We start from the raw sequence: 8,420 nt of genomic DNA, 5'->3' as shown, positions 1-8,420 counted from the left end.
GGCTCACCGGCGGTCAGGGCAGCAGGAAGTACGGACAGCGACTCGACCCGATCATCCAGATCGACCATCACCAACTGACCCGGATTCTCGGACTGCGCCGAACGCAACAAACCACGCACCGCACCACCGACAGGGTCAACGGCCCTCGTACCCGACCCGTTCGCCACGGCACCAGCCGTGAGCCACACCAGCCGTACCCCGGTGAGGAGTTCGTCGGCGAACCACGCCTGGAGAATGGCCAGCGCGTCCGTCACCGCCGCATGCACGGCAACCGGCACGTCGTGTCCCTCCAGGACAGGCGAGGAGGCGAAGACCACGTCCGGCAGCGGTTCGCCCGCGCTGACCGCGGCGGAGAGCGCGGCGACGTCCGGGTACTCGGTCACCCGAGCCCCGCCAGCCGCCAGCCCCTGCACATCACGACCCAGAACGGCCCAACGCTGCCCGTCGACACCCGCCGAACCCGCAGCGACCGGCATCCACTCCACCCGGAACAACGATTCCAGATGACCGCCATCAGCCACCCGGACCTGCTCGGCCGAGGCCGCACGCAGGGTGAGCGCGTCGACGGTCGCGACGGGACGCCCCGTCTCGTCCGCGACGTGCAGAGCGAGGGTGTACGGATCGTCCGGCGAAAGCGGGGTGAGTCGCATGCGCAGCCCGGTGGCGCCCGCCGCGTGCAACGTGACGCCCGACCACGCGAACGGCAGCAGCGCGGCCTGCGCGGCATCGCCGTACCCGATGGCGTGCAGACCGGCGTCCAGCAGCGCGGGATGCACCCCGAACCGAGCCGCCTCACGCCTCCCGGCCTCAGCCAGCACCACCTCCGTGAACAGCTCCCCGCCACGCCGCCACGCGGCCGTCAGACCCTGGAACAACGGACCGTACGCAAGCCCCTCACCAACCAACTCCGCATACAGGTCACGCACGTCAACCGGAACGGCACCGGCCGGGGGCCAGACGGCGAACTCGGCGAAATCCGGGGTCTCAGTGCCGACGCCGACGACCAGCGCACCGGAGGCATGCCGGGTCCACGGCTCCTCCACGAGGGCATCCTGCCGACGCGAGTGCACACTGAACGGACGCCGACCCGCACCGTCGAAGGCCTCCACGACAAGCTGGAGCTGCACACCACCACGCTCGGGCAGCACCAGCGGAGCCTCCAGCATCAACTCCTCGACCGAGCCACACCCCACCTGATCACCCGCCCGCACCGCCAGATCCACGAACGCGGTCCCCGGCAGCAACGCACTGCCGTGGATCACGTGATCGCCGATCCAGGGGTGCGAATCGAGCGAGAGGCGTCCGGCGAAGACCATGCCGTCGGACTCGGGCAGGGCCACTCCGGCGCTCAGCAGCGGGTGCCCGGTGTCCTCCAGGCCGATCGCCTCGACGTCGCCCAGGTGATACGCCGTCACGGCGGGCCAGTAGCGGTGCCGCTGGAAGGCGTACGTCGGCAGGTCCACGCGCTGGGCGCCGGTGCCGGCGAAGTACCCGCTCCAGTCGACGACCAGGCCGTGGGCATGGGCGCGGGCGAGGGCGGTGGTGAGGGTGTCCGCCTCCTCACGACCTGCGCGGAGGACGGGAATGAAGACAGCGTTCTCGTTCTCGACGCACTCCTGGGCCATGGCGGACAGGACGCCGGCGGGGCCGAGTTCGAGGTACGTGGTGACGCCCGCGGTCTCCAGAGCGCGAACACCGTCGGCGAAACGGACGGCCTCGCGGACATGGCGCACCCAGAACTCGGGCCGCGTCAGCTCCTCCGAAGCGAGAGCACCGCTCACATTCGAGACCAGTGCTATCTGGGGGGTCGCGTACGTGATGCTCTCCGCGACCTCGCGGAAGGCGTCGAGCATGCCGTCCATGTGCGGCGAGTGGAACGCGTGACTGACCGTGAGCCGCTTCGACTTGCGGTCGCCGAACGATCCCGCAATCCTCTCGGCCTCTTCGGCGTCACCCGCGATGACCACGGACTGCGGACCATTGACCGCGGCGATGCTCACGCGCTCGTTGAGCAGCGGAGCGACCTCGTCCTCCGTCGCCTGGAGGGCGATCATCACGCCACCCTCCGGCAGCGCCTGCATCAACCGACCCCGGGCAGCCACCAGCCGGCAGGCGTCCTCCAGCGAAAACACCCCCGCTACATGCGCGGCCGCGATCTCACCGATCGAGTGCCCGGACACGAAGTCCGGCCGCACACCCCACGACTCGAACAACCGGAACAACGCCACCTCGACCGCGAACAACGCCGGCTGCGCGAACTCCGTACGGTTCAACACCTCCGCGTCCGCACCGAACAACACGTCCTTCAGCGGCACATCAACGTCGAGGTGCACGCACACCGCGTCGAAGGCATCGGCGAACACCGGGTACCCGGCATACAACTCACGCCCCATACCCAGCCGCTGACTCCCCTGCCCCGTGAACAGGAACGCGGTCTTCCCCGACAACGGCGAACCCGTCACCACCCCCGGCGCACCGGAATCCTGCGCCAGACCGGCCAACCCGGCCAGCAGCCCCTCCCGATCACCGGCCACCACAACCGCACGACGCTCGAACACCGAACGCCCGGCCGCCAGCGAGAAGCCCAGATCGGTCAGGCCGACGTCCGCCGTCTCACCGAGGTGGGCATGCAGCGCGGCCGCCTGGCCACGCAGCGCCTCCGCACTCCTCGCCGACAGCAGGACCGGCACCGACCGCACCGGCCGTACCGGCTGCTCCGACGCCGCCGACCCAGCCTCGGCCGCCGGCTCCGGCGCCTGCTCCACGATCGTGTGCGCGTTCGTCCCGCTGATACCGAACGAAGAGATACCCGCACGACGGGGCCGACCCGTCTCCGGCCAAACCACCGACTCGGTCAACAGCGAGATGTCACCGGCCGACCAGTCGACCTGCGACGTCGGCTCGTCCACATGCAGGGTGGGCGGCAGGACGCCGTGCTCCATCGCCAGCACCATCTTCATGATGCCGACCACGCCCGCCGCGGCCTGGGTGTGGCCGATGTTCGACTTCACCGAACCGAGCAAGAGCGGCCGACCTTCGGGCCGGTCCTGGCCGTACGTCGCCAGCAGGGCCTGGGCCTCGATCGGGTCACCCAGCCGCGTACCCGTGCCGTGCGCCTCGACGGCGTCGACCTCGTTGGCGGACAGTCCCGCGCTCGCCAACGCGGCCCGGATGACCCGCTGTTGGGACGGACCGTTGGGAGCGGTCAGACCGTTGGACGCGCCATCCTGATTCACGGCCGAGCCACGGACCACCGCGAGGACCGGATGCCCCTTGGCGCGGGCCTGCGACAGCGGCTCCACGAGCAGCATGCCGACGCCCTCGCCCCAGCCCGTGCCGTCCGCAGCCGCCGCGAACGCCTTGATCCGGCCGTCCGCCGCCAGACCGCGCTGGCGGCTGAAGTCGATGAAGTTCTCCGGGGTGGACATCACGGTCGCACCACCGGCCAGCGCCATCTCGCACTCGCCGTTGCGCAGCGCCTGGATCGCCCAGTGCAACGCGACGAGCGAGGAGGAGCAGGCCGTGTCGACGGTGACGGCCGGACCCTCCAGGCCCAGCGCGTAGGAGACACGGCCGGACATCACGCTGCCGGCGTTGCCGGTGCCCAAGTACCCTTCCAGGCCTTCGGCTTCGCGGGTGACCAGAGCGAGGTAGTCGCCGCCGTTGGTGCCGACGAACACGCCGGTACGGCTGCCGCGCAGCGCGGCCACGTCGATACCGGCCCGCTCGAACACTTCCCACGAGGTCTCCAGCAGCATCCGCTGCTGCGGGTCCATGGCCAGCGCCTCGCGCGGTGAGATCCCGAAGAACTCGGCGTCGAAGTCCGCGGCGCCGTCGAGGAATCCGCCCTCACACGTGTACGAGGTACCGGACCGGTCCGGGTCCGGGCTGTAGATCCGGTCGAGGTCCCAACCGCGGTCGGTGGGGAAGCCGGAGACGGCGTCCCGGCCCTCGGCCAGGAGTCGCCACAGGTCCTCGGGGGTGGCAACACCGCCGGGGAAGCGGCAGCTCATCGCGACGATCGCGATCGGGTCGTCGGTGGATAGGGTCACGGCCGGCAGCAGCGTGCCGGACACCTCGATGCCGCCCACCAGTTCGCCCCGCAGGTACGTGGCGAGCGAGGTCGCGGTCGGGTAGTCGTAGACGAGGGTGGCCGGGAGCTTCAGACCGGTGGCGACACCGAGCCGGTTGCGCAGCTCGACGGCCGTCAGCGAGTCGAAGCCCAGCTCCTTGAACGCGCGTTCCGCACCCACCGCGTCGGTGGCGGCGTGCCCGAGCACCGCGGCCACGTGCGTACGGACCAGCTCCAGCAGCTCCCGCTCCTGCTCAGTCGCCGGCAGGGCGGACAGCCTCCCGGCGAGGGTTCCGGAACGGTCCGTCCCGGACGCGGTACGCACCTGTTCCAGCGCCGCGCGCCCGTCGGGCAGTTCGGCGAACAGCTCACTGCGACGCCCGGCGACAAAGACCGGAAGGAACCGGTCCCACGCGATGTGCGCCACCGTCAGCGCTGCCTCGCCGCCACCGACGGCCCGGTGGAGGGCCGTGACGGCGAGGTCGGCGTCCATCGGCGGCACACCGTCGCGCCGCAGGCGCGCTTCCAGCGCCTGGTCGGCAGCCATGCCGCCGTCGGCCCACGGGCCCCAGGCCAGCGAGGTCGCGGCCAGGCCGTCGGTGCGGCGCTGCTCGGCCAGGGCATCCAAGTAGGCGTTGGCGGCGGCGTAGTTGGCCTGACCAGCCGCACCGAGCGTGCCACTCATGGAGGAGAACAGCACGAACGCATCGAGCCCGATGCCGAGTTCGACGGTCAGCTCGTGCAGGTTGCGGGCCGAGTCCGCCTTGGCCCGCAGCACCGACGCGAACCGCTCGGCGGTCAGGGAGTCCAGCACACCGTCGTCCAGCACACCGGCCGTATGCACGACGGCCGTCAGACCCTCCGCCTCGCCCGCCAGCAGCTCCCGCAACGCGTCCCGATCCGCGGCATCACACGCCACCACGGACACATCCACACCCAAGCCGACCAGCTCAGCGACCAGTTCGGCCGCACCCGGAGCCTCCATACCCCGACGACTGGTCAGCACGAGCCGCGAGACCCCCGCACCCGCCAGCCAACGAGCCACCCGGCCACCCAGCACACCCGTACCACCGGTGACCAACACCGTCCCGGACGGAGCCCACGCCACCGCACCCTCACCCTGCGGAGCCCGCACCAGACGACGCCCGAAGACACCCGAGCCCCGCACCGCGACCTGATCCTCGCCCGGATTCGCACCGGCGAGCACGCCCACCAGACGCGCCCCGGTCCGCTGGTCCAACTCTCCAGGAACGTCGACCAGACCGCCCCAGCGATCCGGGTCCTCCAGGGCCACGACCCGCCCCAGGCCCCACACCTCGGCGGCAACCGGGTCGGCGAGGCGCTCGGAGCGGCCGACCGAAACCGCGCCCCGCGTCCCCGCCCACAATGGAGCGGCCACGCCGGCATCACCCAGCGCCTGTACGAGAGTGGCGGTGTCCACCACACCCAGCAGCGAGATCACACCGGCCAACTCACCGGCTCCTGCGCACAGTTCAGCGACCGCCGCACGATCCGATCCCATCGGAAGCCCGACGGTACGCACCTGCGCGCCCGCACTCGACAACGCCGCCACCACGTCCGCGTCACCCGCACCCTCGGCGGCCGACACCACCAGCCATGTACCACTCAGCCCGTCGACGGCAGTACCGGCCAGCGGCTTCCAGCTGACCCGGTAACGCCAACCATCCACCTCCGAATCGGCCTTACGCCGCTTGCGCCAGGCTGAAAGAGCCGGCAACAACTCGGTGACGGTGGCGTCGTCGGCCACGTCCAGTTCGGCGGTCAGGGAGTCCCAGTCCGCCTCCTCGACCGCGTTCCAGAAGCCGTCGTCCGCACCGTCGCCCGCCACTCGTGCGGCCCCCGACAGGTCCAGCCAGTAGCGCGAGCGCTGGAAGGCGTACGTCGGCAGGTCGGCCATCAGCGATGAGGCGCCGTCGGCACCGGCGAAGAAGGCGGACCAGTCCACGGACGCGCCGCGAACGTAGCCCTGGGCGAGGGCCGCGACAACGGTCTCGGCCTCGTCACGCCCACCCCGCAGGGTGGGGACGAAGACAGCGGCGTCGGCGTCGTCGACACAGTCCTGAGCCATGGCGGAGAGAACCCCGTCCGGACCCAGCTCGACGAACGTGGTGACGCCGACGGCTTCCAAAGCGCGGATGCCGTCGGCGAAGCGGACCGCCTCACGGACGTGACGGACCCAGAACTCGGGCTGCGTGAGCTCCTCCGAAGCGAGAGCACCGCTCACATTCGAGATCACCGAAATCTTCGGCAGCTCGTACGTCAGGGACTCCGCAACGGCACGGAAGTCGGCCAGCATCCCGTCCATGTGCGGCGAATGGAACGCATGACTGACGGTCAGCCGCTTGGACTTGCGATCGCCGAACGATCCGAGAAGCCTCTCCGCCTCCTCCGCATCTCCCGCGATCACCACGGACTGCGGACCGTTGATCGCGGCGATGCTCACCCGCTCCGACAGCAGCGGCGTGACCTCGTCCTCTGTCGCCTGGAGGGCGATCATCACGCCACCCTCGGGCAGCGCCTGCATCAGCCGACCGCGAGCGGACACCAGCCGGCACGCGTCGTCCAGAGACAGCACCCCGGCCACATGCGCGGCAGCGATCTCACCGATCGAGTGCCCGGACACGAAGTCCGGCTTCACACCCCACGACTCGAACAGCCGGAACAGTGCCACCTCGATGGCGAACAGAGCCGGCTGCGCGAACTCCGTACGGTTCAAGGCCTCCGCGTCGTCCCCGAACAGCACTTGCTTCAGCGGAAGTTCAAGGATCATCCGTTCCGCGACCGCGTCCAGCGCCGCAGCGAACACCGGCTGGGACGCGTACAACTCACGCCCCATCCCCAGCCGCTGACTGCCCTGCCCCGTGAACAGGAAGGCGAGCCAGCCACTGTCGACCGCGCCCCGGACCAGACCGGCCGAGGCCCCACCCTCGGCGAGAGCCGTGAGCCCGGCGGACAGACCCTCGTACCCGTCGGCCGGGGTGCCGAGCAGCACCGCGCGATGCTCCAGAGCGGCGCGACCGGTGGCGAGCGAGTGACCGACATCCAGAACGTCGACCGGACCCTCGGCGAAGCTGCGCAACCGGACACCCTGAGCCCGCAGCACCTCGGCAGTACGACCGGAGACGAGCCACGGCAGCACCGGCAGGACGCGAGACGCCTCAGGCACCCGGGCCGGCGTCTCCTCGGGAGCCTGCTCGATAACGGCGTGGGCGTTGGTGCCGCTGATACCGAACGAGGAGACACCCGCGCGGCGCGGGCGACCTGTCTCGGGCCACGCCACTGATTCCGTCAGCAGGGCGATGTCGCCCGCGTCCCACTCCACCTGCGGAGTCGGCTCGTCGACGTGCAGCGTTTGGGGCAGCACGCCGTGGCGCATCGCCATGACCATCTTGATGATGCCCGCGACACCGGCCGCGGCCTGCGTGTGACCGATGTTCGACTTGATCGACCCCAGGTGCAGCGGCAGCCCCTCCGGCCGGTCCTGACCGTACGTCGCCAGCAGCGCCTGCGCCTCGATGGGATCGCCCAGCCGCGTACCCGTACCGTGCGCCTCCACCGCGTCCACCTCGGACGTCGACAGACCGGCACTGGCGAGCGCTTCACGGATGACGCGCTGCTGCGAGGGACCGTTCGGGGCGGTCAGACCGTTGGACGCGCCGTCCTGGTTGACGGCGGAACCACGGACCACGGCCAGGACGGGATGGCCGTTGCGGCGGGCGTCGGAAAGGCGCTCCACGAGCAGCATGCCCGCGCCCTCGCCCCAGCCCGTGCCGTCGGCAGCCGCCGCGAACGACTTGCAACGGCCGTCCACCGACAGACCCCGCTGCCGGCTGAAGTCCACGAAGGTCTCCGGCGTCGCCATGACCGCGACACCACCGGCGAGCGCCATGTCGCACTCACCGTTGCGCAGCGCCTGAATCGCCCAGTGCAACGCGACCAGCGAGGAAGAGCAGGCCGTGTCGACCGTGACGGCCGGACCCTCCAGGCCGAAGGTATAGGAGATGCGGCCGGAGGCGATGCTGCCGGCGGTGCCGGTGCCGAGGTAGCCCTCGACCCCCTCGGGCAGTTCGCCGCCGTCACCGATCGCGTAGTCGTGATACATCACACCCGCGAACACACCGGTGCGGCTGCCACGCATCGAGGCCGGGTCGATACCGGCCCGCTCGAAGGCCTCCCACGAGGTCTCCAGCAGCAGCCGCTGCTGCGGGTCCATCGCGAGGGCCTCGCGCGGGGAGATGCCGAAGAAGTCCGCGTCGAACTCGGCGGCGTCGTGCAGGAAACCGCCCTCACGCGTATACGAGGTACCGGCGTGATCCGGATCCGGGTG

The 8,420-nt window shown here is 70.6% G+C and carries 1 protein-coding gene; it reads right to left on the bottom strand.

Annotated features, from left to right (window positions below; translation table 11 throughout):
* The coding region (locus ACFYR3_RS45300; RefSeq protein WP_389288241.1) for a type I polyketide synthase at positions 1 to 8,420 on the bottom strand (8,420 nt) is incomplete at both ends.

This window comes from Streptomyces sp. NPDC005784 (assembly GCF_042871525.1).
Taxonomy (GTDB): domain Bacteria; phylum Actinomycetota; class Actinomycetes; order Streptomycetales; family Streptomycetaceae; genus Streptomyces.
The sequence above is the reverse complement of the archived record's forward strand: the minus strand, read 5'-3'. Positions and strand labels throughout refer to the sequence as shown.